Annotated in this window: 29 protein-coding genes; 22 read left to right on the top strand and 7 right to left on the bottom strand. The window is 64.0% G+C overall.

What is annotated here, in order from left to right:
* Positions 1-62 precede the first annotated feature (62 nt).
* Positions 63-674: a 50S ribosomal protein L25/general stress protein Ctc gene (locus tag J2X53_RS01860; protein WP_349035781.1), complete on the top strand. Its 612-nt coding sequence runs from the start codon at positions 63-65 to the stop codon at positions 672-674.
* A gap of 82 nt (positions 675-756) precedes the next feature.
* Here J2X53_RS01860 and J2X53_RS01865 read toward each other — a convergent pair whose 3' ends face one another.
* The gene (locus J2X53_RS01865) at positions 757-1746 is read right to left on the bottom strand and encodes a glycosyltransferase family 2 protein (RefSeq protein ID WP_349035782.1); all 990 of its coding nucleotides are present in this window, start codon (positions 1744-1746) and stop codon (positions 757-759) included.
* A 75-nt stretch (positions 1747-1821) separates the two neighbouring features.
* On the opposite strand from J2X53_RS01865, the gene pth reads away from it, so the two are divergent.
* From pth to J2X53_RS01900, 7 genes are all read left to right on the top strand, one after another.
* Positions 1822-2529, top strand: coding sequence for an aminoacyl-tRNA hydrolase (pth, locus tag J2X53_RS01870; protein ID WP_349035783.1), 708 nt, complete (start codon positions 1822-1824; stop codon positions 2527-2529).
* 109 nt (positions 2530-2638) lie between these two features.
* Complete coding sequence (locus J2X53_RS01875) at positions 2639-4654, top strand: M3 family metallopeptidase (protein ID WP_349035784.1); 2016 nt, start codon at positions 2639-2641, stop codon at positions 4652-4654.
* A 528-nt stretch (positions 4655-5182) separates the two neighbouring features.
* Complete coding sequence (locus tag J2X53_RS01880; protein WP_349035785.1) at positions 5183-6091, top strand: 3-keto-5-aminohexanoate cleavage protein; 909 nt, start codon at positions 5183-5185, stop codon at positions 6089-6091.
* Complete coding sequence (locus J2X53_RS01885) at positions 6088-6600, top strand: lipocalin family protein (protein WP_349035786.1); 513 nt, start codon at positions 6088-6090, stop codon at positions 6598-6600. Before J2X53_RS01880 ends, J2X53_RS01885 begins: the two co-directional genes overlap by 4 nt.
* Before the next feature lie 106 nt (positions 6601-6706).
* Positions 6707-8164 carry a carnitine 3-dehydrogenase gene (locus J2X53_RS01890; protein WP_349035787.1) on the top strand — a complete coding sequence of 486 codons (1458 nt, stop codon included), beginning with the start codon at positions 6707-6709 and terminating at the stop codon, positions 8162-8164.
* A gap of 57 nt (positions 8165-8221) precedes the next feature.
* Positions 8222-8692: an OsmC family protein gene (locus J2X53_RS01895; RefSeq protein ID WP_349035788.1), complete on the top strand. Its 471-nt coding sequence runs from the start codon at positions 8222-8224 to the stop codon at positions 8690-8692.
* Positions 8693-8704: 12 nt separating this feature from the next.
* On the top strand, positions 8705-10399 hold the full coding sequence (locus J2X53_RS01900) for a GMC family oxidoreductase N-terminal domain-containing protein (protein WP_349035789.1): 1695 nt from the start codon (positions 8705-8707) through the stop codon (positions 10397-10399).
* 205 nt (positions 10400-10604) lie between these two features.
* Here the strand turns inward: J2X53_RS01900 and betC are convergent, their stop codons facing one another.
* From betC to J2X53_RS01920, 4 genes are all read right to left on the bottom strand, one after another.
* Positions 10605-12137, bottom strand: coding sequence for a choline-sulfatase (gene betC, locus J2X53_RS01905; RefSeq protein ID WP_349035790.1), 1533 nt, complete (start codon positions 12135-12137; stop codon positions 10605-10607).
* A 373-nt stretch (positions 12138-12510) separates the two neighbouring features.
* Positions 12511-12717 (bottom strand): cold-shock protein, encoded by a 207-nt coding sequence (locus tag J2X53_RS01910; RefSeq protein WP_100197370.1) that lies wholly within the window; start codon positions 12715-12717, stop codon positions 12511-12513.
* Between the two features lie 173 nt (positions 12718-12890).
* Positions 12891-13106 (bottom strand): hypothetical protein, encoded by a 216-nt coding sequence (locus tag J2X53_RS01915; protein WP_349035791.1) that lies wholly within the window; start codon positions 13104-13106, stop codon positions 12891-12893.
* A 111-nt stretch (positions 13107-13217) separates the two neighbouring features.
* Positions 13218-14102 carry a LysR family transcriptional regulator gene (locus J2X53_RS01920; protein ID WP_349035792.1) on the bottom strand — a complete coding sequence of 295 codons (885 nt, stop codon included), beginning with the start codon at positions 14100-14102 and terminating at the stop codon, positions 13218-13220.
* 216 nt (positions 14103-14318) lie between these two features.
* Between J2X53_RS01920 and J2X53_RS01925 the strand changes: the two genes are divergently transcribed.
* The 12 genes from J2X53_RS01925 to J2X53_RS01980 all read left to right on the top strand — a co-directional run bounded on the left by J2X53_RS01925 (position 14319) and on the right by J2X53_RS01980 (position 22749).
* Positions 14319-14807: a hypothetical protein gene (locus tag J2X53_RS01925; protein WP_349035793.1), complete on the top strand. Its 489-nt coding sequence runs from the start codon at positions 14319-14321 to the stop codon at positions 14805-14807.
* A gap of 270 nt (positions 14808-15077) precedes the next feature.
* The gene (gene ffh, locus J2X53_RS01930; protein ID WP_349035794.1) at positions 15078-16571 is read left to right on the top strand and encodes a signal recognition particle protein; all 1494 of its coding nucleotides are present in this window, start codon (positions 15078-15080) and stop codon (positions 16569-16571) included.
* A complete protein-coding gene (locus J2X53_RS01935) occupies positions 16568-17074 on the top strand; it encodes a GNAT family N-acetyltransferase (protein WP_349035795.1) in 507 nt (168 codons plus the stop codon). The genes ffh and J2X53_RS01935 overlap by 4 nt, the downstream gene beginning before the upstream one ends.
* Complete coding sequence (locus tag J2X53_RS01940; protein WP_349035796.1) at positions 17074-17622, top strand: GNAT family N-acetyltransferase; 549 nt, start codon at positions 17074-17076, stop codon at positions 17620-17622. Before J2X53_RS01935 ends, J2X53_RS01940 begins: the two co-directional genes overlap by 1 nt.
* Entirely contained in the window at positions 17619-17915 is a 297-nt protein-coding gene (locus J2X53_RS01945) for a chorismate mutase (protein ID WP_118150453.1), read from the top strand. Before J2X53_RS01940 ends, J2X53_RS01945 begins: the two co-directional genes overlap by 4 nt.
* A gap of 59 nt (positions 17916-17974) precedes the next feature.
* Positions 17975-18328 carry a 30S ribosomal protein S16 gene (gene rpsP, locus J2X53_RS01950; RefSeq protein ID WP_349035797.1) on the top strand — a complete coding sequence of 118 codons (354 nt, stop codon included), beginning with the start codon at positions 17975-17977 and terminating at the stop codon, positions 18326-18328.
* A 51-nt stretch (positions 18329-18379) separates the two neighbouring features.
* Positions 18380-18892, top strand: coding sequence for a ribosome maturation factor RimM (gene rimM / locus J2X53_RS01955; RefSeq protein ID WP_349035798.1), 513 nt, complete (start codon positions 18380-18382; stop codon positions 18890-18892).
* Positions 18893-18978: 86 nt separating this feature from the next.
* On the top strand, positions 18979-19821 hold the full coding sequence (gene trmD / locus J2X53_RS01960; RefSeq protein ID WP_349035799.1) for a tRNA (guanosine(37)-N1)-methyltransferase TrmD: 843 nt from the start codon (positions 18979-18981) through the stop codon (positions 19819-19821).
* Between the two features lie 21 nt (positions 19822-19842).
* On the top strand, positions 19843-20868 hold the full coding sequence (locus J2X53_RS01965; RefSeq protein WP_349035800.1) for a hypothetical protein: 1026 nt from the start codon (positions 19843-19845) through the stop codon (positions 20866-20868).
* A gap of 270 nt (positions 20869-21138) precedes the next feature.
* The gene (gene rplS / locus J2X53_RS01970; RefSeq protein ID WP_118150592.1) at positions 21139-21513 is read left to right on the top strand and encodes a 50S ribosomal protein L19; all 375 of its coding nucleotides are present in this window, start codon (positions 21139-21141) and stop codon (positions 21511-21513) included.
* 11 nt (positions 21514-21524) lie between these two features.
* A complete protein-coding gene (gene rpmE / locus J2X53_RS01975; protein WP_103332505.1) occupies positions 21525-21746 on the top strand; it encodes a 50S ribosomal protein L31 in 222 nt (73 codons plus the stop codon).
* A gap of 193 nt (positions 21747-21939) precedes the next feature.
* Entirely contained in the window at positions 21940-22749 is an 810-nt protein-coding gene (locus tag J2X53_RS01980) for a division plane positioning ATPase MipZ (RefSeq protein ID WP_349035801.1), read from the top strand.
* Here J2X53_RS01980 and J2X53_RS01985 read toward each other — a convergent pair.
* Complete coding sequence (locus tag J2X53_RS01985; RefSeq protein ID WP_349035802.1) at positions 22733-22885, bottom strand: hypothetical protein; 153 nt, start codon at positions 22883-22885, stop codon at positions 22733-22735. The genes J2X53_RS01980 and J2X53_RS01985 overlap by 17 nt on opposite strands.
* A gap of 157 nt (positions 22886-23042) precedes the next feature.
* Complete coding sequence (locus J2X53_RS01990) at positions 23043-23438, bottom strand: metalloregulator ArsR/SmtB family transcription factor (RefSeq protein WP_349035803.1); 396 nt, start codon at positions 23436-23438, stop codon at positions 23043-23045.
* 261 nt (positions 23439-23699) lie between these two features.
* On the opposite strand from J2X53_RS01990, the gene J2X53_RS01995 reads away from it, so the two are divergent.
* Both J2X53_RS01995 and J2X53_RS02000 read left to right on the top strand, forming a co-directional pair.
* On the top strand, positions 23700-24038 hold the full coding sequence (locus J2X53_RS01995; RefSeq protein WP_349035804.1) for an AtpZ/AtpI family protein: 339 nt from the start codon (positions 23700-23702) through the stop codon (positions 24036-24038).
* A complete protein-coding gene (locus tag J2X53_RS02000; RefSeq protein ID WP_349035805.1) occupies positions 24031-24795 on the top strand; it encodes a F0F1 ATP synthase subunit A in 765 nt (254 codons plus the stop codon). The genes J2X53_RS01995 and J2X53_RS02000 overlap by 8 nt, the downstream gene beginning before the upstream one ends.
* Positions 24796-24804 lie beyond the last annotated feature (9 nt).

A 24804-nucleotide genomic window follows, 5' to 3' on the forward strand; every position in this document is an offset into this window, starting at 1 on the left:
AGCCCCCCGGTCGCGCCGCGCACCCTTGGAGGGCGGTGGACTTATTTATATGGAGAACTGCAATGGCTGGTGAGATCCCTGATCTGATCGCCGAGGCACGTACGGGGACAGGCAAGGGGGCCGCCCGTCAAGCTCGTCGTGAGCAACTCGTGCCCGGTATTGTTTACGGTGGTGGTGTAGACCCGCAACCGATCAACATCAAATACAACTATCTTCTGACCAAACTGCGCAAGGGACGTTTCCTTTCGACGCTGTTCAACCTGAAAGTTGAAGGTCAGGAAGATGTCCGCGTGATCTGCCGCGGTGTGCAGCGCGATGTGGTCAAGGATCTTCCGACCCACGTCGACCTGATGCGCCTGCGTCGCACCTCGCGGATCAATCTGTTCATTCACGTGAACTTTGAGAATCAGGACAAGGCCCCCGGCCTGAAGCGTGGCGGCACGCTGACCGTGGTGCGTCAGGAAGTCGAACTGGAAGTGACCGCCGGGGAAATCCCGGATCACATCACGGTTGACCTGACCGGCAAGAACATCGGCGACGTCATCCACATCGACGATGTTGTGCTGCCCGAAGGCGTCAAGCCCTCGATCGCGCGCAACTTTGTCATCGCCAACATCGCGGCCCCGTCGGGTCTGCGGTCGGAAGACAACGCGGACGACGCAGCCGAAGAGTGATCTTTGGCCTCCGGGCCTGAAGGTCGCAACAGATAGAGGCGCGGCAGGGAAACCTGCCGCGCTTTTTGAATATGAGGCGGTCTTACGTTCGTGCCGCCATCTCCAGATGATGTTCGTGGCGCGGGTCATTCCCGGCGGACCTGCCCGCCTTGGCCGCCAGCCGCGCCACATAGTCGGCACAACACAGGTGATGCAGGCGGGCGACATCGGGCAGGGCCATCAGTGCGCTGTGCTCTGCTTCAAACGCAGTTGCATGGCGCAGGGCGCTGTTGTCGAAAATCTCATTCCGGTTGTAGCGGTCAAAGAAGCTGTCGGTGTAGCGGTCCTTGCCCGCGACCGAAGACAGCGTGCCCTTTTTCAGCCCGAAGCTTTCTTCGGAACGGATCATGTAATGGTTCATCTGCGCCGTCGCATGACTGACCCGCGCCATCGGCACCCGGCGCAGGTAGTCGCCATCCGGCGTCCATTCCGGCAGGGCATCGCCATCGGCGTTGACCCAGGCCATGCCGTCTTGCCCCCAGCGTCCCGCATGGCGCGGCAGCAGTCGTTTCGGCCCATGCTCCCCCAGACGGCGGAACCAGCTGGGCTGGGCGTGGATCGTCTTGATCCAGGTCGAGGGGAAATCCCGGCTTTCACTGGCGCGCAGGAACTGGCGGTGGACCAGCCCATCCTCCCACGCCACCCGCCCGGATGTGCCGAACACCCGCCAGTTGATCGCCATGCCCAGAAACCCGGCATCATCAGGGATCAGATCGGTGATCCGGCCCGCCCCCCGGTGGATCACCAGAAACTCATCCACATCACAGACCAGCACCCAATCGGCACCGCTGACCTGTGGCAGCGCCTTGGCTGCCTCCAGCTTGCGGGCGCAGATGTTGGTGCCGCCCGGCACGTCATGGCGCAGATGGGTCACGCCTGCGGGGGCCATGGCATCGAGCAATCCGGGCGAATGATCGGTGGAGTCATTGGTCACCACCACAATATCGGTGAAGCCCAGATGCCGGTACCACGCCACCCATTCCACCAGAAACGGCCCTTCGTTGCGGACAGAACAGACAACGGCAAAGCGCATGATGGCTCCCTTTTCCTGCCCGATGCTTGACGGCTGCCGCCCTCTTCGTCAAGGAAGGGGCAACAGGAGAACGCAATGAAACTGCTTGTAGGTCTTGGCAACCCGGGTGCGAAATACGCGGGCAACCGGCACAATATCGGATTCATGGCAGTGGACCGGATTGCGGCGGATCACAGCTTTGGCCCGTGGAAACCGGCGTTCAAGGGCGAGGTGGCCGAGGGGCGGCTGGGGGATGAAAAGGTGCTGGTGCTGAAACCCGGCACCTTCATGAACCTGTCGGGCCAGTCGGTGCAGGCGGTGATGGCGTTTTACAAGCTGGCACTGGGCGATATCACCGTGTTTCATGACGAGCTGGACCTTGCCCCCGGCAAATGCCGGATCAAGCAGGGCGGGGGTCATGCCGGACACAACGGGCTGCGCTCGATCAGTGGCACTGTGGGCGAGGGCTATGGCCGGGTGCGGCTTGGCATCGGCCATCCGGGGCACAAGGATGCGGTGGCGGCTTACGTGCTGCACGATTTCGCCAAGGCCGATCAGGACTGGCTGGAGGATCTGCTGCGCGGTCTGTCAGATGGGGCGGCGCATCTGGCGGCAGGCGACGGCCAGAAATTCATGAACGCCGTCGCCCTGCGCGTGGCCCCGCCAAGGTCGTCAGACAAGGCGCGGCCTGAGACGAAACGGGAGCCCAAGTCAGACGCCCAACCCGAGGCCAAACCGGCACCCGCCGCCGAGGAACCCGACAACCGCAGTCCGATGCAGAAACTTCTAGACCGGTTTCGCTAACGACACGGGCAGAAGCGCTCCGCGCGGGAGTATTTCAGAAAGGTGCAAGCGCATGGGGTGTGGACCTTTGCCGCTGGCGTGCCTAGCTTTGCGGTCAAAGGAGACCCCCATGACCGTTTTCGCCCAAGACTGGACCACGCCCTTTGGCCTGCCGCCGTTTGACCTGATCCGGGACGAGGATTTTACCCCCGCATTCGACGCGGCCCTGACCGAGGCGCGGGCCAATATCGCTGTGATCGCGGCGAGTGACGAGGCCCCGACCTTCGCCAATGTGATCGACGCGCTGGAGCTGGCCGAGGGCAGCTTGGACCGGGTGGCGGGGGTGTTTTACAACCTTGCCGGGGCAGACTCGAATGACGCGCGCGAGGCGCTGATGCGTGATCTGGCCCCGAAGATGAGCGCGTTTTCATCCGAAGTGTCGAACAACAAGGCGCTGTTTGCCCGGATCGAGACCTTGTGGCAGGGGCGCGACGCGCTGGACCTGACGGCGGAGCAGATGCGGGTGCTGACCCTGTACCGCCAGATGTTCGTCCGCTCCGGCGCGCAGTTGGAGGGCGACGCGGCGGCGCGGCTGACGGCGGTGAAATCGCGGCTTGCCGTGCTGGGCACCCAGTTCAGCCAGAACCTGCTGGCGGATGAGCGCGACTGGTTCCTGCCGCTGGCCGAGGCCGATCTGGAGGGGTTGCCCGAGTTCGTGGTGGCAAGCGCCCGTGCCGCCGGGCAGGAGCGCGGGGCCGATGGCGCGGTGGTGACCCTCAACCGCTCGCTGATCGTGCCGTTCCTCCAGTTCTCGCCGCGCCGCGCGTTGCGCAAACTGGCCTATGAGGCCTGGGGCGCGCGGGGGGCGAATGGCAATGACCATGACAACCGGGGAATCGCGGCAGAAATCCTGGCGTTGCGGGACGAACGGGCGAAGCTGTTGGGCTATGCCAGCTTTGCCGCGTACAAGCTGGAACCGGAGATGGCGAAAACCCCGGCGGCGGTGCGCGATCTGCTGATGCGGGTCTGGCAGCCTGCGCGGGCCAAGGCCGAAGCAGATGCAAAGGTGCTGGAGGCGATGCTGCTGGCCGATGGCATTGCCGGGCCGCTGGAGCCGTGGGACTGGCGCTTTTACAGCGAAAAACGCCGCCGCGCCGAGCATGATCTGGATGAGGCCGCGCTGAAACCCTATCTGTCTCTGGATGCGATGCTGGCCGCGCAGTTCGACTGCGCCAACCGGCTGTTCGGGCTGGAATTCCGTGAACTGGACGGCCCGTTCTATCACCCGGACGTGCGCGGCTGGGAGGTCACCCGCAACGGCGCGCATGTGGCGGTGTTCCTGGGCGATTACTTTGCGCGCGGGTCAAAGCGGTCTGGCGCGTGGTGCTCGGCCATGCGCTCGCAGCGCAAGCTGGGTGGTGAGGTGCGGCCCATCGTCGTCAACGTCTGCAACTTCGCCAAGGGCGATCCGGCGCTGCTGTCTTATGACGATGCGCGGACCCTGTTCCATGAGTTCGGCCATGCCCTGCATCAGATGCTGTCGGATGTGACCTATGGGTTCATTTCCGGCACCTCGGTCGCCCGCGATTTCGTGGAACTGCCGAGCCAGCTTTATGAGCATTGGCTGGAGGTGCCTGCCGTGCTGGAACAGCACGCCCGGCACTGGCAGACGGGGGAGCCGATGCCTGCGGACATGCTGGAACGATTGCTCGCCGCCAGTACCTATGATCAGGGCTTTGGCACGGTGGAGTTCATCGCCTCTGCCATGGTCGATCTGGAGTTCCATGAAGGCCCGCCCCCCGCCGATCCGATGCAGAAACAGGCCGAGGTGCTGGAGGCGCTGGGGATGCCGCGGGCGATCCGGATGCGGCATGCGACCCCGCATTTCGCCCATATCTTCACCGGCGACGGCTATTCCTCCGGCTACTATTCCTACATGTGGTCCGAGGTGATGGATGCCGACGCCTTTGCCGCCTTTGAGGAGGTGGGGGATGCCTTTGACCCGGCCACCGCCGCCCGGCTGGAACGGTTCATTCTGGCTGCGGGCGGGTCGGAGGAGGCGGAGCAGCTGTACCTGCAGTTCCGGGGCAAGATGCCTGGGGTGGAGGCTTTGCTGAAGGGACGGGGGTTGCTGGAGGAGGTTTGAGTGCCCCCTGTGTTACATTCTGCCAGCTATAACGAAATCAAGGACTTGATCCTGCCGGTTTAAGACTTTCTTCATCTTCTGGGGAAAGGGGGCGCTGCCCCCTTGGGCCTTTGGCCCATCCCCCGGAGTATTTTTGAAAGGTGCAATTCAGCAGGGACAGTCTTTGCATTGCTGCTTTCTAAGTACTCCGGGGGGGCCGAAGGCGGGGGGCAGCGCCCCCCTGCGCCGTTGGCGGACAGTGCGGCGGCGGGGCGTGGTGGCGGGGGGGCGAGGAACCGCTTACCAGACGGCGGACCGGCAGGCCGATGCTGACGGTCATGGGTCCGGGCGCGGTGGCCTTCGACCATATCGGCGCTGGCCAGCACCGGGGCGATCTTTGGAATCGAGCAATGCGGCAGCATCAGCACGGCGATGTCGGGCGGGATGCGGGCCGGGGCAAAAGAGTGCATTTTCCGCCATGCGGATTTCGTAAATCGCAAAGCGCAGGCTGAGTGGCGCGCTACGCTGGTGGCAACAAAAGGGGATCCCATGCCATTGACCATGAACCGCGAGGTTTTCATCACCTGTGCCGTGACCGGATCGGGGGCCACGCAAGACCGCAGCCCGCATGTGCCGCGCAGCCCGAAGCAAATTGCCGACTCTGCCATTGATGCGGCCAAGGCGGGGGCGGCGGTGGTGCATTGCCATGTGCGCGACCCCGAGACCGGCAGGCCGTCGCGCGCGTTGGCGCTGTACCGCGAAGTCACCGAGCGCATCCGTGATGCGGGCGAGGATGTGGTGCTGAACCTGACCGCCGGAATGGGCGGCGACATCTTTTTCGAGGGCACCGAGGATATGGGCCGGATCGGCCCGCGCTCTGACATGGCCGGGGCTGCCGAGCGGGTGGCGCATATCGTTGAGTGTCGGCCCGAGATCTGCACGCTCGATTGCGGCACAATGAATTTCAACGAGGCCGATTATGTGATGGTCAACACGCCGGGCATGTTGCGCGACATGGCGCGGCGGATGACGGCGGCGGGCGTGCGGATCGAGATCGAGGCGTTTGACACCGGGCATCTGTGGTTGGCGAAAGAACTGGTGCGCGAGGGCGTGATCCCCGAGCCGGTGCTGGTGCAGCTGTGCATGGGCGTGCCCTGGGGGGCGCCGGATGACCTCAACACCTTTATGGGCATGGTCAACAATGTGCCCGCCGGCTGGCACTGGTCGGCCTTTGCGCTGGGTCGGCACCAGATGCCCTATGTTGCGGCCTCGGTGCTGGGCGGCGGCAATGTGCGGGTCGGGCTGGAGGACAACCTTTGGCTCGACAAAGGGGTGCTGGCGACCAATGCTCAGCTGGTCGAGCGCGCGGCCACGATCATCGAGACCATGGGCGCGCGGGTGATCACGCCCGCAGAGGTGCGGGCGCGGCTGAAACTGGAGAAAAGGGCCCCGCTATGAAACGACTTCTTTTGTTGGCTGTGTTGGCTTTGGCGGGGTGCGACCCGCATACGCCATCGCCGCGTTATGCCGCGGCACCGATGTATCTGCTGGATCTCGCGCCAGAGCGCTTGCTGGGAACGTGGTACGAGGTGGCAAGCTTTCCCGCGCCGTTTCAGGACGGGTGCAGCCATACGACCGCCACCTATGGCGTGGCCGAGGGTGGGCTGAGCGTGGTCAACCGCTGCCGCCGGGATGGTCAGCTGGTGCAGATCACCGGAACGGCGGCACAGGTCGGGCCGGGGCAGTTCAAGGTCAGGCTGGCCGGGGTGCCGTTTGCCGGGGATTACTGGGTGATCGGCCAAAGCCCGGACGGGCGCACGGTGCTGGTCGGCACGCCGACCCGGCTGGCGGGCTGGATGCTGCACCGTGACCGCGAGGTGACGGCAGCCGAGCGGCGCTGGGCGGGGCAGGTGTTCCGCAAGAACGGCTATGATGAGGCTGCGTTGCAGCGGACGGATCAGCGGTAGCATCCCGCGCGGCGGTGGGGTCTTTTGCGCCTCCCTCCCCCCTTGTGGGGGAGGGATGGGGTGGGGGGCCGCGCCGCCGGTAACAGCAAGTGACAGGGGATGACGCATGGCGCGCAAGGCGGCAATCATTGGCGGTGGGGTGATCGGCGGCGGCTGGGCGGCGCGGTTCCTGCTCAACGGCTGGGATGTGGCGGTGTTCGACCCCGACCCCGAGGCCCCGCGCAAGCTGGGCGAGGTGCTGGACAACGCCCGTGCGGCGCTGCCCGCGCTGTCGGGCGGGCCGATGCCCGTCGAGGGGCGGCTGAGCTTTGCCGGGACGATCACCGAGGCGGTCGAGGGCGCGGAGTACATCCAGGAATCGGTCAGCGAACGGCTGGAGCTGAAGCACCGGGTCTTTGCACAAATCCAGCAAGTTGCCCCCGATACGCCGCTGGGAAGCTCGACTTCCGGCTTCAAACCTTCACAATTGCAACAAAACGCCGCCAACCCGGCGGTGATCTTTGTCGCCCATCCGTTCAACCCGGTCTACCTGTTGCCGCTGGCCGAAGTGGTGCCGTCGCCCGCCTCTGACCCGGCCGTGATCGAGGCGGCAAAAGAGATCTTGCGCGAGATCGGCATGTTCCCCCTTCATGTGCGCAAGGAGATCGACGCCCATATCGCGGACCGCTTCCTGGAAGCGGTCTGGCGTGAGGCGTTGTGGCTGGTCAAGGACGGGGTGGCCACCACGGAAGAGATCGACGAGGCTATCCGCATGGGCTTTGGCCTGCGCTGGGGCCAGATGGGGCTGTTCGAGACCTATCGGGTGGCGGGCGGCGAGGCCGGGATGAAGCATTTCATGGCGCAGTTCGGGCCCTGCCTGCAATGGCCGTGGTCGCGGCTGACCGATGTGCCGGAGTTCACCGAGGAGCTGGTCGATCTGATCGCGGGCCAGTCGGATGCCCAATCCGGGCACCACAGCATCCGCGCGCTGGAGCGCATCCGCGACCAGAACCTGACCGGGTTTCTGCGGGTGCTGAAAGAGCGCAACTGGGGCGCGGGCAAGGTGCTTTTGGAGCATGACGCCCGCCGCCGGGCCAACCTGCCCGCGCCGGTGCCGGGCGACGGGCCGATGGAGGCGGCGCGGCTGACGGTGCTGCCGGGCTGGATCGACTATAACGGTCACATGACCGAAAGCCGCTACCTGTTCGCCTGTTCCGAAACCGTGGATGCATTTCTGCGCCATATCGGCGCGGATATCGCCTATGTCGGCACCGGCTTCAGCTATTACACCGCCGAGACCCATCTGGTGCATCTGGGCGAGGCAAAGCTGGGCGACGCGCTGACCGGCACCGTGCAGGTGCTGGCGGCGGATGAGAAACGGCTGCACCTCTTTATCCGCATCCTGCGAAACGGCCAGCCGGTGGCCACGCTGGAACAGATGCTGCTGCATGTCGATATGGCACGCGGCAAGACCTGCGCAGCGCCTCAGGCGATCCTCGACCGGCTGCTGCCGATCGCGCAGGCCCATGCCGCCCTGCCGCGCCCCGAAGCGGCGGGCCGTCATGTCGGGCAAAGGAGCAGCTGACATCGTTTGGCCTGACAGATGTGCAGCGTTTTTTGACCATGAGGAAAGGGCATCGCAATGGCAAAGCATGACTATACCAGCCGGATCGTATGGACCGGGAATACGGGGGAGGGCACCCGCAGCTATCGCGGCTATGCGCGGACCTGGCAGATTGCGGTGCCGGGCAAGGCGGTGGTGCAGTGCTCCAACGATCCGCTGCTGGGCGGCGATCCGGGCAAGATGAACCCGGAGGATCTGCTGCTTTCGGCGCTCTCGGCCTGTCATATGCTGTGGTATCTGCATTACGCCTCGGAAGCGGGAATTGTGGTGACGGGGTATGAGGATTGCCCGGTCGGCACCGGAGAAATCGGGCCGGGCGGCGCGGGGCGGTTTACGGCGGTGGAGCTGCGGCCGGTGATCACGGTCGCGCCGGGGGCGGATCTGGGGATCGCAGAAGCCCTTCACCACCGCATTCACGCGGTCTGTTTCATCGCGCGTTCGGTGGCGTTTCCGGTCAGCTATGCGCCGCGCCTTGAGGTCAGCGCATAGCTGCGACGCCGGATGTCGCATTCGCGCAAGTGGCGGCCCGACGCGCGGCTAGGCTGGCGGCTGGTCAACACGTGGCACAGCAGTCAGGGCAATATGGAAGACAGCGATTACATCATCGTGGGCGCAGGGTCGGCCGGCTGTGTGCTGGCCGAGCGGCTGAGCGCCTCGGGGCGGCACAAGGTGACGCTGATCGAGGCCGGGGGCAGTGACCGGCGGTTTTATGTGCAGATGCCGCTGGGCTATGGCAAGTTGTTCTATGACCCGGCGGTGAACTGGATGTACCGCGCCGAGCCTGATCCGGGGCTGGCGGGCAACCGTGATCACTGGCCACGCGGGCGGCTGCTGGGCGGGTCATCGGCGATCAACGCGATGGTGTGGATCCGGGGGCACCGGGCCGATTACGACGACTGGGGCACGGCGGCACCGGGCTGGGGCTGGGACGACTGCCTGCCCGCCTATCGCCGGATCGAGGACAACGAGGCCGGGGCCGATGATTGGCGCGGTCAGGGCGGGCCGCTGTTCATCTCGGCCAACCGGCAGGGGCTGCATCCGCTGGTGCGCGACTACATTGCCGCCTGCGGCGAGGCCGGGCTGCCGGAGGTGGCGGATTTCAACGGCGCGTCGCAGGAAGGCGCGGGTGTCTATCAGATGACCATCAAGGGCGCACGGCGCAATTCCACCGCGCGGGCGTTTCTGCGCCCGGCGATGAAGCGGCCCAACCTGCGGGTGCTGACCCATGCGCAGGTGACACGGGTGATCATCGAGGCCGGCCGCGCCGTGGGGGTGGAGCTGCGACAGAACGGCGAGACGCGCAGCTTGCGGGCGCGGGGCGAGGTGATCCTGTCGGGCGGCGCGATCAACAGCCCGCAGCTGTTGCAGTTGTCGGGCATCGGGCCGGGGGCGCTGTTGCAGGCGATGGGGCTGCCGGTGGTGGTCGACAACCCCAATGTGGGCAGGCATCTGAGTGACCATCAGGGCATCAACTATACCTGGTCGATGCGGGTGCCGACCTATAACGACATCCTGCGCCCCTGGTGGGGCAAGGCGCTGGTGGGGTTGCAATATCTGCTGGGGGGGCGGGGGCCGCTGGCCAAGTCCATCAACCATGCGGGCGGGTTCTTCCGCACCGATCCGGGCCTCGCGCGGCCGAACATGCAACTGTACATGCAGGCGTTTTCGACGCTGATCCCGCGCGATGGCGAGCGCCCGATCCTGTCGCCGGACCCGTGGTCGGGCCTGTCGCTGGGGCTGTCGAACTGCCGCCCGACCTCGCGCGGGGAGATCCGGCTGGCCAGCCCTGATCCGCTGGCGCATCCGGTGATCGTGGCGAATGCCTTTGCGACCGAGCATGATGTCGCTGAGATGCTGGATGCGGTCAAATTCCTGCGCCGGATCGCGGCGCAACCGGCGATGGCGCGGCTGATCAAGGAAGAGTTGCGTCCGGGGCCGCAGGTGCGCGCGGACGAAGATCTGATCGCGGATTTCCGGGCGCGGTCGGGGACGGTCTATCACCCGTGCTGCACCTGCCGGATGGGGGCGGACCCCGCGACCAGCGTGCTGGACGCGCGGCTGCGGGTGCGGGGCGTGGCGGGGCTGCGGGTGATAGACGCCGCGAGCTTTCCCAACATCATCGCGGGCAACACCAATGCCCCGGCGATCCTGACCGGGTGGAAGGGCGCGCAGATCGTGCTGGAAGATGCACGCTAGCGTGACCTTTGCGCCGGGTGCCGCCTCGGGGGGCATCGAGCCCCCGCTCGGCGGCGTTGCCACGGGATGCGGGACGGTGCCGCAAGACTTGCAGTGTGGCGCGGCTTTGGCGGCGGACGCTCCGCGGGGAGTATTTTTGAAAGCTGCAAGCCATTTGCACCTTTCTTAAATACTCCCGCCGGAGGCGTCTGTCGGTGGCAGCGCACTATTCGCCCCGAGGATAGCGGCTGGTGTCCTCCAGCACGTTGAGGTCCATGTGGTTGCGCATGTAGCGTTCGGAGGCGGCGCGCAGGGGTTGGCAATCCCAGGGGAAATAGGCGCCGTTGCGCAGGGCATCATAGACCACCCAGCGGCGGGCCTGGCTTTCGCGGACGGCGGCGTCGAACCGGGGCAGATCCCAGCGGGCATCTGCGGCGGCGCGGAAGTGGTCGAGGACCGGAGCGGCGCGGGGATCGGTGGCGAGATTGTTGCGTTCTTCCGGGTCGGCGGCGAGATCGAAGAGCTGTTCGGGGTCGGCGGCGCAGCGGATGTATTTCCATGCGCCCTCGCGCAGGGCGATCATCGGGGTGATCGTGCCTTCGGCGGCGTATTCCATGGCGACCATCGGGCGACTGCCACCAGTGGCCATCGGGGTCAGGTCAACGCCATCGGTCCATGGCATCACCCCGGACATATCCACGCCGGCGAGAGCGGCGAGGGTGGGGGTGAGGTCGATGGTGGAGACCGGGTCGGTGATCAGGCCGGGGGCGAGGTCGGGGGCAGAGATCATCAGTGGGACGCGGGCGGAGCCTTCAAAGAAGTTCATCTTGAACCAGAGGCCACGTTCGCCCAGCATTTCGCCGTGATCCGACAGGAAGACCACCACCGCTTCTTGCCGCGACGCCTCCAGCACGGCGAAGAGTTCGCCGATCTTGTCGTCGATGTAGGAGATGTTGGCGAAGTAACCTTGCCGCGCACGACGGATCTGCTCGGGTGAGATGTCGAAGCTGCGCCAGTCGCAGGCATCCATCAGGCGTTTCGAATGGGGGTCTTGTGCCGCGTAGGGGATCGGCTCGGGCGGGGTGAGTTCCGGCGCGCCGTCATACAGATCCCAGTATTTGCGGCGGGCGACAAAGGGGTCGTGCGGGTGGGTGAAGCTGACGGTGAGGCACCAGGGGCGCGGGTCTTTTCCGCGCGACAGGTCGTAGAGTTTCTGCACAGCCTGAAACGCGACATCATCGTCATATTCCAGCTGGTTGGTGATTTCGGCCACGCCCGCGCCCGTGACCGAGCCGAGGGTGTGATACCACCAGTCGATGCGTTCGCCCGGTTTGCGGTAATCCGGGGTCCAGCCGAAATCGGCGGGGTAGATGTCGGTGGTCAGCCGGTCCTCAAACCCGTGCAACTGGTCGGGACCGACGAAGTGCATCTTGCCCGAGAGCGCGGTATAGTAGCCGGCGCGGCGCAGATGATGGGCATAGGTCGGGATGTCCGAGGCAAATTCTGCGGCATTGTCATAGACCCGGGTGCGGCTGGGCAGCTGGCCCGACATGAACGAGGCCCGCGCCGGCGCGCAGAGCGGCGAGGCGGTGTAGCAGTTCTGAAACCGCAGCGCATGGCGCGCCAGCAGCCGCAGGTTGGGCGTGTGCAGAAAATCGGCGGGGCCGTCGGGAAACAGCGTTCCGGTCAGCTGGTCCACCATGAGGATCAGGATATTAGGGCGCTGGGGCGTGGCATCGGTGTTTTTTGGGTCTGTCATGACGGTCCGTCCTTTTGTCCCGGGGGCTGGCCGGAAGGGGCTGGCCAGAGTCAGCCTTGGCGTGAACGCTTGCGCGCGGGGCAAGCCGGATGCGCCACAGGCGGTGCAGAGGAGAGATCGCATGAAAACTGTTAAAAGTTTCCCAAAACTTGGGTCGAATTTGAAGAGGGGGGTCATTTTATGCCCATGCAGGCCCGGGGTTGGGCGCGGCTATGGGCTGATGGACGCGGGCCTTTGCATCGCGCTCTGGCGGGGCTGGGGGGCAACCCTTGCAACCTGCGCACCGCGCGCATGAAAAAGGGCGCAGCCGGGGAGGTGCGCCCTTTCGAAGTCAAATGCTGTGGCGATGCAGGCTGCCGCGCCTGGGCTGGGATTAGGACAGCGACAGGTTGGTGGCGGATTCGCGACCGTCACGACCGGCTTCGATATCGAAGGTCACGGCCTGACCGTCCTTGAGGCCGCGCAGACCGGCCCGTTCCAGTGCGGTGATGTGGACGAAGACATCTTTTTTACCGCCCTCGGGGGCAATGAAACCGTAGCCTTTAGTCTCGTTGAACCATTTCACGGTGCCCTTGGCCATCGTGAAGTCTCCTGTAGAAATGTCGCCCGCGGGATTGCGGCGACCCGGCGCAGTCAGCTGATCGTCGATTGCTGTGGCCGTGAGGCGGAGACAGTGGTCGAAATAGTTAACGTCGCCCTGTAAATATGGCGTCAGACGCCAAAAAAGGCAAGAATATTTGCGGGAATTGCCGGTCAGACCGCGTGGGCATCGGCGCTGATCGGCTTGGCCCGCGCGCGGGCGGCACGGCGGTTCAGAAGCGAGAGGCCGAGGCCCAGAACAACGACTGTCAGACCCGCGCCGGACCAGATCGCAAGCGCGAGGAGCAGGCTGGTATCCAGCAGGATCAGCGAGGCGATGGCCGATGCGAAACCAAAGATGCCACCTGCCAGAATGAAAACCGCAGCCATCAGATCCTCCTGTTATTGCAGGATCAGAGTCGCGATTGATTCGGGCGCAAATGTGACCTGCGGCTGACCCCGGTGTGGTGCCGGGTGAAAGTGCGGAACGTCCCGGCCGGGTCAGACCGGCCAGGTTTTTGCCGCCTCTTTCAGATGGGTCAGAAAGGCCTGCACCTTGCGCGTGCGGTGCAGGTCAACATGGGTAACGATCCACAGCGGCGCATCCCATTCGGGGCGCGGCGGCAGGATTTCGACCAGATCGGGGTTGGCCGAGGCCTTGTAGACCGCAGAAAAGCCGATGCCCGCGCCCTGCAAAACCGCCTCTTCCAGCGCGGCGGGTTCGGTGCCGCGAAAGCTGATGGCAGAGGCCGGAATCGTGTTGCGCAGCCAGCGGTAGAACGGCGCGCGGGTGGTTTCACTGTCGACGCAGACAAAGCGGTGGTTGGCAAATTCTGACTCGTCCTTTGGCTGCCCGTGTCGGGCGATATAGCCACGGGAGGCATAAAGCCCGGTCCGGATCGGTGGCAACGGTTGCGCCACATTGTCCGGTTCTTCCGGGGTGGCTCCGGCGCGGATCGCGACATGCGCCTCGCCATAATCCAGCCGGAACACCCGCATGTCGGTGAGGAAACGCACCTGCACCAGCGGATACAGCTCCTGAAACTCCGTGAGCAACGGAACCAGCAGGTCGGCGATACCGGCAATCGAGGTGATCGTCAGCTCGCCGCCCACCACCTCGCCCTGACCCTTGATCCGGCTGGACAGCTGGGCGAACTGTTCTTCGGTGGTCTGGGCTACGGTGAGCAGATCCCGCCCCGCCTCGGTCGGGGTGTAACCGCGCGCGTGGCGCTGAAACAGCTTGGTCCCCAGCGTTTTTTCCAGGGCGTCTATGTGGCGGATCACGGTGGCGTGATGCACGCCAAGCACCTCGGCGGCACCGGAAACCGTGCCAAGCCGGGCTACCTGAAACGCGGTTCTGATCTCATCCCAGGCAGGTTGGGCCATGGTGGCAGCTCCCTTGTTATTCACGGATTATCACATAATTTTGCTGTGCGCTAATGCACAGACTGAGGGCAGAGTTCTGTAATGTAAAGGAAAAATGAAACGACTAACTTCCTCTCACCGAACAAAACACGGGTTGCCGCGAAACTTTTACAGAAGCGGCCCCGTTCCATAACCACCCGCTGCACATACGCAGCATCTCGATGAAGGAAGACCAAAATGCGTACTCTGATGATTTCTGCTGCCGCCCTTGCACTGACCGCTGGCATTGCTGCCGCCAACCCCGGCACCAACCAGCTGGCCGCTCAGGCCGGCGTTTCGGCAAATGATTACACCCAGAGCCAGCTGATCCAGCTGTTGCAGGCTCAGAAAGACAATGATCAGGCCCGTATCCGTTTTATCATGTCGCAAGCCGGTGAAGGCACCGGTGCGGCCTCGACCGACGTACAGCTGGCTGCTGCGGCCGGTGTGGAGCCGGGCCGCTTTACCATCAATGAGCTTCAGCTTCTGATCGAGGCAAAGCGCGACAATGACACCCAGATGACCAACTTCATCCTGTCGGGCCAGAACCGCGCCAATGGCAAGCCCGCCGAGGTTGTGACCCCCGGTAAAGCGCAGCTGGCAGCTGTGCTGGGCGTCGATGCCTCGCAATACACGCTGACCGAACTGACGGCGTTGTATCAGCAAACCGTCGGCAACCGTTCGTAAGACAGGTTGCGGCTCCGGGGGGCGCGCGCGCTCCCCGCGCTTTTCCCCGGATGCCCGAAGGCCCGCACCCCCCAGGTGCGGGCCTTTGTCTGCAAGGCCACGCGGCTGGCGTGACTTGACTCGCGCGGCGGGTCGGCCTATCAGGCATCCAATTCCCCCGGAGGCTGTCGCTTCCGGTCCCTTGGCTTTTGCCGGGATCGCCATCTGCCAGCGCGTTGCGCCCGCAGGTGCCCTTGGCCATTGCTGTAACGCCCTCTGCGGGAGACGACCATGTTCGAGAGCCTTTCAGACCGCCTTGGCAGCGTCTTTGATCGCCTGACCAAACAGGGCGCGCTGTCCGAGGCGGATGTGATTGCCGCCCTGCGCGAGGTGCGGACCGCCCTGCTGGAAGCCGACGTGTCGCTGCCGGTGGCGCGCGATTTCATCAAGCGGGTGCAGGACAAGGCGACCGGGTCGGCGGTGACAAAGTCGATCACGCCGGGGCAGATGGTTGTCAAGATCGTGCATGACGAGCTGATCCGGGTGTTGGCGGGGGATGAACCCGCCGATGCGCTGAAGATCGACAACCCGCCTGCCGCGATTCTGATGGTGGGTCTGCAAGGCTCGGGCAAGACCACCACCACCGCCAAGCTGGCCAAGCGGTTGAAGGACCGCAACGGAAAGCGGGTGCTGCTGGCGTCTCTAGATACCAACCGCCCGGCGGCGATGGAGCAGCTGGCGATCCTGGCCGCTCAGGTCGGCGTGGACAGCTTGCCGATCGTCAAGGGTGAGTCGGCGGTGCAGATTGCGCGGCGCGCGAAGACTCAGGCTGCGATGGGCGGCTATGATGTGCTGTTCCTCGATACCGCAGGCCGGTTGCACATCGACGAAGTGCTGATGGATGAAGTGCAGGCTGTACGCGACATCGCCCAGCCGCGCGAGACGCTGCTGGTGGTCGATGGTCTGACCGGGCAGGATGCGGTGAACGTCGCGGCCGAGTTTGACGGCAAGGTCGGCATTTCCGGTGTGGTCCTGACGCGGATGGACGGCGATGGGCGCGGCGGTGCGGCGCTGTCGATGCGGGCGGTGACCGGCAAGCCGATCCGCTTCGTCGGCCTTGGCGAAAAGATGGATGCGCTGGAGACGTTCGAGGCCGAGCGGGTCGCGGGCCGTATCCTTGGCATGGGCGACATTGTCGCGCTGGTCGAGCGCGCGCAGGAGACGTTCGAGGCCGAACAGGCCGAGCGCATGGCGCGTCGGTTCTCCAAAGGCTTGTTCAACATGAACGACCTCAAGGGCCAGCTGGAGCAGATGCAGAAAATGGGCGGCATGCAGGGCCTGATGGGCATGCTGCCGGGCATGGGCAAGATGGCAAAGCAGGCGGAAGAGGCCGGCTTTGACGACCGCATGATGCGGCGTCAGGTCGCGCTGATCAATTCGATGACCAAAAAGGAACGGGCCAACCCCGATCTGCTGGCCGCCAGCCGCAAGAAGCGGATCGCGGCGGGTGCGGGGCTTGAGGTGTCGGAACTGAACCGTCTGCTGAAACAGCACAAGCAGATGGCCGAAATGATGAAGAAGATGGGCAAGGGTGGCGGCATGAAGCAGGCCATCAAGCAGATGATGGGCAAGGGCGGCATGCCTGATCCGTCCAAGATGTCGCCTGCCGAGCTGGAAGCGGCGGCAAAGGGCATGAAAGAGTCGATGGGGCAGGGCGGATTTCCCGGCATGCCACGCGGTATGAGCCTGCCATCGGGCCTGTCGGGGCTGATGAAAAAGAAATGACCGCGCCGGTTCTGCATACCCAGCGGCTGACGCTGCGCGCCCCCGTCATGGCCGATTTCCCGGCCTATGCGGCGTTCTGGGCGTCAGATCGCGTTGCCTATATGGGCGGGCCGCGGGATGCTGCGGGCGCGTGGTTCTGGTTTTGCCATGATGTCGCGCAATGGGCACTGCTGGGGCATGGCGCGCTGATGGTGGACCACACCGCCAGCGGGCAAACCGTGGGGCAGGTCGGCCTGAACGGCGGGCCGAAATTCCCCGAGGTTGAGCTGGGCTGGCTGGTGTATCAGGGCCATGCCGGTCAGGGTTATGCCGCCGAGGCTGCAGGCGCTTTGCGCGACTGGGCCTTTGCCAGCCTGCCGGTGCCATCGCTGGTAAGCTATATCGACGCTGACAACGCCGCCTCGATCCGGGTGGCGCAGCGGCTGGGGGCGGTGCTGGATACAAAGGCGCCACGACCGGACCCGGAAGATCTGGTCTGGCGGCATGCGAGGGGTGGCGCCTGATGCCGTGGTCCGCCCCTTTGACGCCGCAGATGCAGGCCGAAGCTGCCCGGCATGGCGCAGTGCTGCCGGTGCTGCACACCGCGCGGCTGACGTTGCGCGCGCCGCGTCTGTCGGATTTCGACGCATATCGGGCGATTGCCTGCTCCGATCGCGGCCAGTACTTCGGCGGGCCGATGCCGGTGGCTGATGCCTGGGATGATTTTGCCCGGATGACTGCCATCTGGCTGCTGCGAGGGCATGGGGTCTGGACGGTCGAGGCGAAACCTGCCGTGGTCGCGGGTTTTGTGCTGATCGGCTTTGAACCCGGTGATCTGGAGCCAGAGCTTGGATTCATGTTCCTGCCTGGCTTTGAGGGCAAGGGGTTGGCTTTTGAAGCGGCCTCGGCGGCGCGTGACCATGCGTTTGCCGCTTTGGGCCTGACCACGTTGGTCAGCTATATTGATCCGGCCAATCTGCGGGCGCAATCGCTGGCCGCACGTATGGGGGCCGTATCGGAGGGCGAGATTGATGGCTCGCAGGTATGGCGACATGTCAGGAGATCTGAATGACCGATACTGCCACACGCGCGGCCGAGGTGCTGAAAGAGCATCGCCAGTCGATTGACCGGCTGGATGCGATCCTTGTGTATACGCTGGCCGAGCGGTTCAAGCATACGCAGGCGGTGGGGCGGCTGAAGGCCGAACACGACCTGCCCCCCAGCGACCCCTCGCGTGAGGCGCGGCAGATCGCACGGCTGGAACAGCTGTCGCAGGACGCCGACCTCGACCCCGGATTTGCCAAGAAATTCCTGACCTTCATCATCTCTGAAGTCATCAGGCATCACGAGAAACTGCAAAAGTGACCCTATCGGCGGGGTGAACCCCGCCCTACCCAAGTCAAGAAACCTCAAGGAGACTACCCATGGCTGTTAAAATTCGTCTTGCCCGTGGCGGCTCGAAAAAGCGCCCGCACTATTCGATCGTTCTGACCGACTCGCGCAACCCGCGCGATGGCCGTTTTCTGGAAAAGCTGGGCGTATATGACCCGATGCTGAACAAGGACGACGAAAAGCGCGTTGTGATGAACCTTGACCGGATCAAGGAACTGCTGGCAACCGGCGCACAACCGACTGACCGTGTGGCCCGGTTCCTGGAATCGGCTGGCGTGCTGGACAAGAAAGCCCGCAACAACCCGAAATCGGCAGTTCCCGGCAAGCAGATGGCAGAACGCGCTGCGAAAAAAGCCGCTCGCGCTGAAGCGCCTGCTGAAGAGTGATCAGTGTTTGCGTGGCCCCTTTTGGGGGCCACGACCCCTATGGGATCAGTCATGACCACACATCCTGAACGTATCTGTGTCGGCTCCATCGCGGGCGCTTTTGGCGTGCAGGGCGAGGTGCGGCTGAAATCCTTTTGCGCGGACCCGGAGGCGATTGCCGACTATGGCCCGCTGTATACGGCTGATGGCAGCCGCTCATTCAGCATCAAGCTGACCCGCCCGGTGGCGGGGGGGCTTGGCGCGCGCATTGCCGGGGTGGCGACCAAGGATCAGGCCGATGCCTTGCGCGGGACCGATCTGTATGTCGACCGCGCGCGTCTGCCGTCGTTGCCCGACGATGAATTCTATCACTCCGACCTGATCGGGCTGGAGATTTATGACACTGGCGGTGTGCTTTTGGGCACCCTGCGCGCGGTACACAATCACGGCGCGGGCGATCTGCTGGAGGTCTATGCGCCGACCCGCAAGCAGCCCTTGCTGATCCCGTTTACCAAAGCGGCGGTGCCGACCGTAGATCTGGCAGCGCGGCGCATTGTGGCGGACCTGCCCGAGGGGCTGGAGTAGCCCCAGCGCTTTGCGCGCTGTCCTGCCTTGGCTGTTCTGACCGGATTTTCTTTGCACGCCTGCGGGCCGTTGGGTAAGAGCAGCTTATGTCTGATGAAATTCCCGATGATGCGTCGCTGGCCAAAGCTCCCTCCCGTTCGCACGGGCGGCTGTCGGCCAGGCCGGTGTTGCGCCCGCGTGATTTGTTCGACGATGCGCGCGCCGTGCGCGGGGCATGGGCGGCGCGGGTGATCACGCTGTTTCCGCAGGCCTTTCCGGGCGTGCTGGAGCAGTCGCTGACCGGCAAGGCGATGGATCTGGGGCTGTGGCGGCTGGAAAGCTATGACCTGCGCCAGTTCGGCATCGGCAAGCACCGCAATGTCGACGACACGCCCGCCGGCGGCGGCGCGGGCATGGTGCTGCGTGCCGATGTGGTGGATGCGGCGTTTAACGCAGCCAGTGTCGGGGCCAACCCCGACCGGGCGCGCTGGCCGGTGGTGTACCTGTCGCCGCGCGGCAAACCGTTTGATCAGGCGATGGCCCGGCGCTTTGCGGCATGCGAGGGGCTGACGCTGCTGTGTGGCCGGTTTGAAGGCGTGGACCAGCGGGTGCTGGATCACCACGCGGTCGAAGAGGTCTCGCTGGGGGATTTCGTGCTGACCGGCGGCGAGATCGCGGCGCAGGCGATTCTGGATGCGACGGTGCGGCTGTTGCCCGGCGTGCTGGGCAATGCCGAGAGCATCGAAGAGGAAAGCCATTCCAACGGCTTGCTGGAACATCCGCACTATACCCGCCCGCCCGAATGGGAAGGGCGGGAGATTCCGCCGGTACTGCTGTCGGGGGATCATGGCAAGATCGCCAAATGGCGGCGCACGCAGGCCGAGGCGCTGACGGCAGAGCGGCGGCCCGATCTGTGGGCGCGGCTTTACCCGAATGACGACGACATGTGACGCAATCAAAACGGAGCTGAGATGGTTTTTCTGGGACAAGTCGTTTCGAATGTTCTGACCCTTTGCCTTTTCGCTCTCGCCCTGTTTGTTGTGCTGCGGCACATGTTTCATTCCGCCATGGCCATCGCGGATGTCGCCACCCTTGGTGGCTGGGGCCATACGCCGCCAGAGTGGCTGGTACAGCGTGCAGCGGCCTCGACGGGTGTTGTGCTGGCGATGACAAGCAGCTTTGGATTGCACTGGTGGCTGACCATGGGCGCAGTGCCGGGCACCTTGCCCCGCGTGCCGCATCTGGGCGAGTTTTTCGGCCATTTCCTGCCCGGGTTCGCAACGGGCCTGTTCGGCGAGTGGCCGTGGATATGGTATCGCGGCACCCTTGGCACGCCGGTCTGGGGGATGCGGATTTTCTTGCTTGTCGGGTCAGTGATTTTTGTCGGGCTGATGCTGCGGGCGGCATTGCGCGGACAGATCACGGTGCGGGACCGTTGGCCAGCGGTCTGGGCGGTCGTGCGGAACTTTGCTGAAGGGTTTCTGGGGGTCGCAACGGTGGTGTACTGGTGGCCCGCAGGAATGGGCGACCGGCCTTTCTTTACCGTTGTCATGGTTGTGCTGAGCTTTGCGCTGATCGGCATGTTTTCCGGCGCGGCTTCCGGCGGGTCCGGGTCGTCAGGCGCTTCGTCCGGGGCATCTGGCGGTGGCTGGTCAGGGGCCGGATCTGATCGACCCGGGCGTGACACGGGCGAAGAAGATGTCATCGCCAAGATTTACGAGCGCAACACCAAGGCCGCCAAGGAGGCCGAGGAAAAGTGGCGCAAGGGGGAGCGCGAGATCTGGGAAAAGCGCGACAAGGACGAGCAAAAGCGCCGCGCCGATGAGGAAGAACGCCGCCGCAAGCAGCAAGAGCAGGAAAGGTCTGCGCAACGCGCCGCCCAGAAGGCGGCAGAAGACCTGGCCTATGAACTTCGCGAAGCTGCAAAGAAAGCGGAGTTCGATGCGCGGGAACAGCTCAAGGCAGAAGAGCATCGCCGCAAGAACCCCCCTTGGTAACCTGACCGCAGCTTTGCCCCCTTGACCACTCGCCCGGCTTGCCCTTATACGCGCCTGTCCGGGATCAACATGATCCGTCGGACCCGATTCCTGTTGGCTCTTTCGCCGGGTTTCTTCCCCGGTGCGCAGGCTGGCAGGGCGGCTGTTATGGAAAAGCTGGCCTGATCTCTGGCGGGCTCATCGCGTGCGATGGGGACCCGGTGAAGACCGAGAGCTCTGAGGCATGGCATCACCTCTGCGGACCCACCGCAGGTTGCGAAAGGACCAGGCATGAACCTGATCGCCCAACTCGAAGCCGAGCAGATTGCTGCGCTCGGCAAGACCATCCCGGATTTCAAGGCCGGGGATACCGTCCGCGTCGGTTACAAAGTGACCGAAGGCACCCGGTCGCGTATTCAGAACTACGAAGGCGTCTGCATTGCCCGTCAGGGTGGCATGACGATCTCTGCGTCGTTCACCGTGCGCAAGATCTCGTTCGGCGAAGGCGTGGAACGTGTGTTCCCGCTGTATTCGACCAACATCGACTCGATTGATGTGGTGCGTCGCGGCAAAGTCCGTCGCGCCAAGCTGTATTACCTGCGCACCCGTCGCGGGAAATCGGCACGTATCTCGGAAGATACGACCTATAAACCGAAATCTGAATAAGGATCGGACCGATGAAAGAAGGCATTCACCCCGACTATCACTTCATCACCGTGAAGATGACCGACGGTTCGACCTATCAGACCCGTTCGACCTATGGCAAAGACGGCGACAGCCTCGCGCTGGACATCGATCCGCTGGCACACCCGGCATGGACCGGCGGCAATGCCAAGCTGATGGACACCGGCGGCCGTGTGTCGAAGTTCAAGAACAAATACGCCGGTCTGGGTTTCTGATCCAAACGATCTGGTGTTATGGAACAGCCCCGCTTTTGCGGGGCTTTTTCTTGGCCCGCACCGGTCTGGCAGAACTGGCTGACGCGTGGCTGACACAATGGCCCTGTCGTGCGGGGCCAAGCGCGCCTTCGCGCTTTCCCTTGCGCGGGAACCTGCCTAAAAGGGCGCACAGACCGGAATAAAGGGGCAGGGCGTGGCGCATATCATCGTCGTGGGCAATGAAAAGGGCGGGTCGGGCAAATCGACCACCTGCATGCATGTGGCCACAGCGCTGGTGCGGCAAGGGCACCGGGTCGGCGGGCTGGACCTTGACCTGCGGCAGAAATCCTTTGGCCGCTATGTGGAAAACCGCCGCGCGTACCTCGCACGTACCGGGTTGGACCTGGCCACGCCCGATTATCGTGACCTGCCCGATGTGGATGAGGCAAGCCTTGCGCCGGGGGAAAACCCGTTTGACGCGCGGCTGTCGGCGGCAGTGGCGGCGCTGGACCCGGTGTCGGATTTCATCATCATCGACTGCCCCGGCAGCCATACCCGGCTATCACAGGTGGCGCATTCTCTGGCCGACACGCTGATTACGCCGCTGAATGACAGTTTTGTGGATTTCGACCTGCTGGCGCGGACCGATCCGGAAACCGGCAAGGTCAAAGGCCCGTCGATCTATTCGGAAATGGTCTGGAATGCGCGGCAGTTGCGGGCGCAGGCGGGCCTCAAGCCGATCGACTGGATCGTGCTGCGCAACCGTCTGGGTGCGCAACAGATGCACAACAAGAAAAAGGTCGGCGCCGCGCTGGAGGAGTTGTCGAAACGCATCGGCTTTCGCGTCTCGCCCGGGTTTTCCGAGCGTGTGATTTTTCGCGAGCTGTTCCCGCGCGGCATCACGCTGCTGGATCTGAAAGATACCGGTGTCGATCAGCTGAACATCTCGAACATCGCGGCGCGACAGGAAGTGCGCGACCTGATGCGCGAGCTGCGCCTGCCGGGTGTTACGCCGGAGTTCTGAAGAACACGGCGGCCCGCACCTCACGCCGTGCGTCGCGGGAGCCGATCCGGGCCAGCCGGTTGCCAAAGGCCTCGGTCGTGTCAACTTTCGGGGCAAACAGCCCGAGTTTCTGAAGCAGTGTGCGTACAAAGGTCATGTCCGCCTCCCGTGGCTGTCGTTTCCGGTGCGTTCAGGATCACCGGCGGTTACGGCGAAATCGCGGCAGGCTGTGGCCGGAGACATGGCATTTTGAGACGGTGCAACGCTGCGCCAGATCCGGACCGCCACCCTTTTATGCCTCCAGCTATGCCGGGTCAGCCATCGGTTCGGGAAACCGATGGGCTTGGGGGCAGGGCGCCGTCTGCTTCTTCGCCCTCATCCGTCAGATCCTCCGCCAATTCCCCCACCAGAAACCGCTCGAACGCATCCAGATCGACGGGTTCGAACTGGCCGAAGCCCTGCATCCAGACACTGGCGGCGCGCAGGGCGTCGGGTTCCAGTTTGCACCAGATCACCCGCCCGCGTTTCTCGCGGCTGATCAGGCCGGCATCGGTCAGCACGGTCAGGTGTTTGGAGATTGCGGCGAGGCTCATCTGAAACGGTTCGGCCACGTCGGTCACCGCCATGTCGTCTTCAAGCAACATCGCCAGGATCGCCCGGCGCGTCGGGTCGGCGAGAGCGGCAAAGACGGGGGACAAGCGATCGGTCATGGCGCAAACCATGGGCATTGTTTGGCAAAAAGGTCAACCACGCGGTTAAGGGTTTGGTGGGGTGGCCGGGCCCGGATGGTAAATCAACTGATAGGTTGAATATGAAAATGCGGCCTGTCCGGGGTTCCTGAGCTGAAAAGTGTGTTGAGGGTAAGGGTCAAATCATTGATTATAAACAGCAATTATAAAAACCACGCCTGCTTGACTCGGAGCCGCTGTGCCATTAGCACCGCCTCAACCATCTTTATGGGGGCAAGACTGGTGTCCGACCCGCACGATCCGTCCGATGACGCCCGGTTAAAGGTGTTGGAGGCCCGGATCGCAGCGGCAAAGGCAGCCACCGAACCGGTGCCCCATATGAAGAAAGACTATTCTCAGGCTCAGGTGGCCTGGCGGATGGTCATCGAGCTTGTGGCCGGTCTGGTGATCGGCTTTGGCATCGGGTACGGGCTGGATACCCTGCTGGGGACCATGCCGATATTCCTGGTGCTGTTTATCGGGTTCGGTCTGGCCGCGGGGGTGAAAACCATGCTGCGGTCGGCGAACGAGTTGCAGGAACGCCGGCTGGCCAAAGACGCAGCCGATCAGAGGGATGACTGAGGTGGAAGAAGACATACACACCAAGGATGGTGATCTGGTGTTCCATCCGATGGACCAGTTCATCGTAAAGCCGCTGTTCGGCGACGGTCCGGTGATGTGGTACACGCCGACCAACGCGACCCTGTGGATGATGCTGGCTGTGCTGTGCGTCGTGGCGCTGTTCGTGCTGGGCACCCGTGGCCGCGCGGTCATCCCGACCCGGCTGCAGTCGGTCGCCGAAGTGTTTTACGGCTTTATCTACAAGATGGTCGAAGATGTGACCGGCCATGACGGGGTGAAATACTTCCCCTGGGTCATGACGCTGTTCCTGTTCATCTTTTTCTCGAACATGCTGGCGCTGATCCCGATGTCGTTCTCGCCCACGTCGCAGATTGCGGTGACGGCGGTTCTGGGCTTTGGCGTGTTCTTTGCGGTGACCATCATCGGTTTCGTCAAGAACGGCGCGCATTTCCTCGGGCTGTTCTGGATGAAGGACGCGCCGCTGTTCCTGCGCCCGATCATCGCGGTGATCGAAGTGATCTCGTACTTTGTGCGCCCGGTCAGCCATTCCATTCGTCTTGCAGGCAACATCACTGCCGGTCACGCCGTGATCAAGGTGTTTGCCGCTTTTGCCGGGATCGCGCTGATCGCGCCGGCCTCTATCCTCGCGATTACCGCCATCTATGCGCTTGAAGTGCTGGTGGCTGTGATTCAGGCCTACGTCTTTACCATCCTGACCTGTGTTTACCTCAAGGATGCACTGCATCCGGGGCACTGATCCGGTTCC

Origin of the sequence: Pseudotabrizicola sp. 4114, from assembly GCF_031457365.1 — a bacterium.
In the GTDB taxonomy this organism is placed as follows: domain Bacteria; phylum Pseudomonadota; class Alphaproteobacteria; order Rhodobacterales; family Rhodobacteraceae; genus Pseudotabrizicola.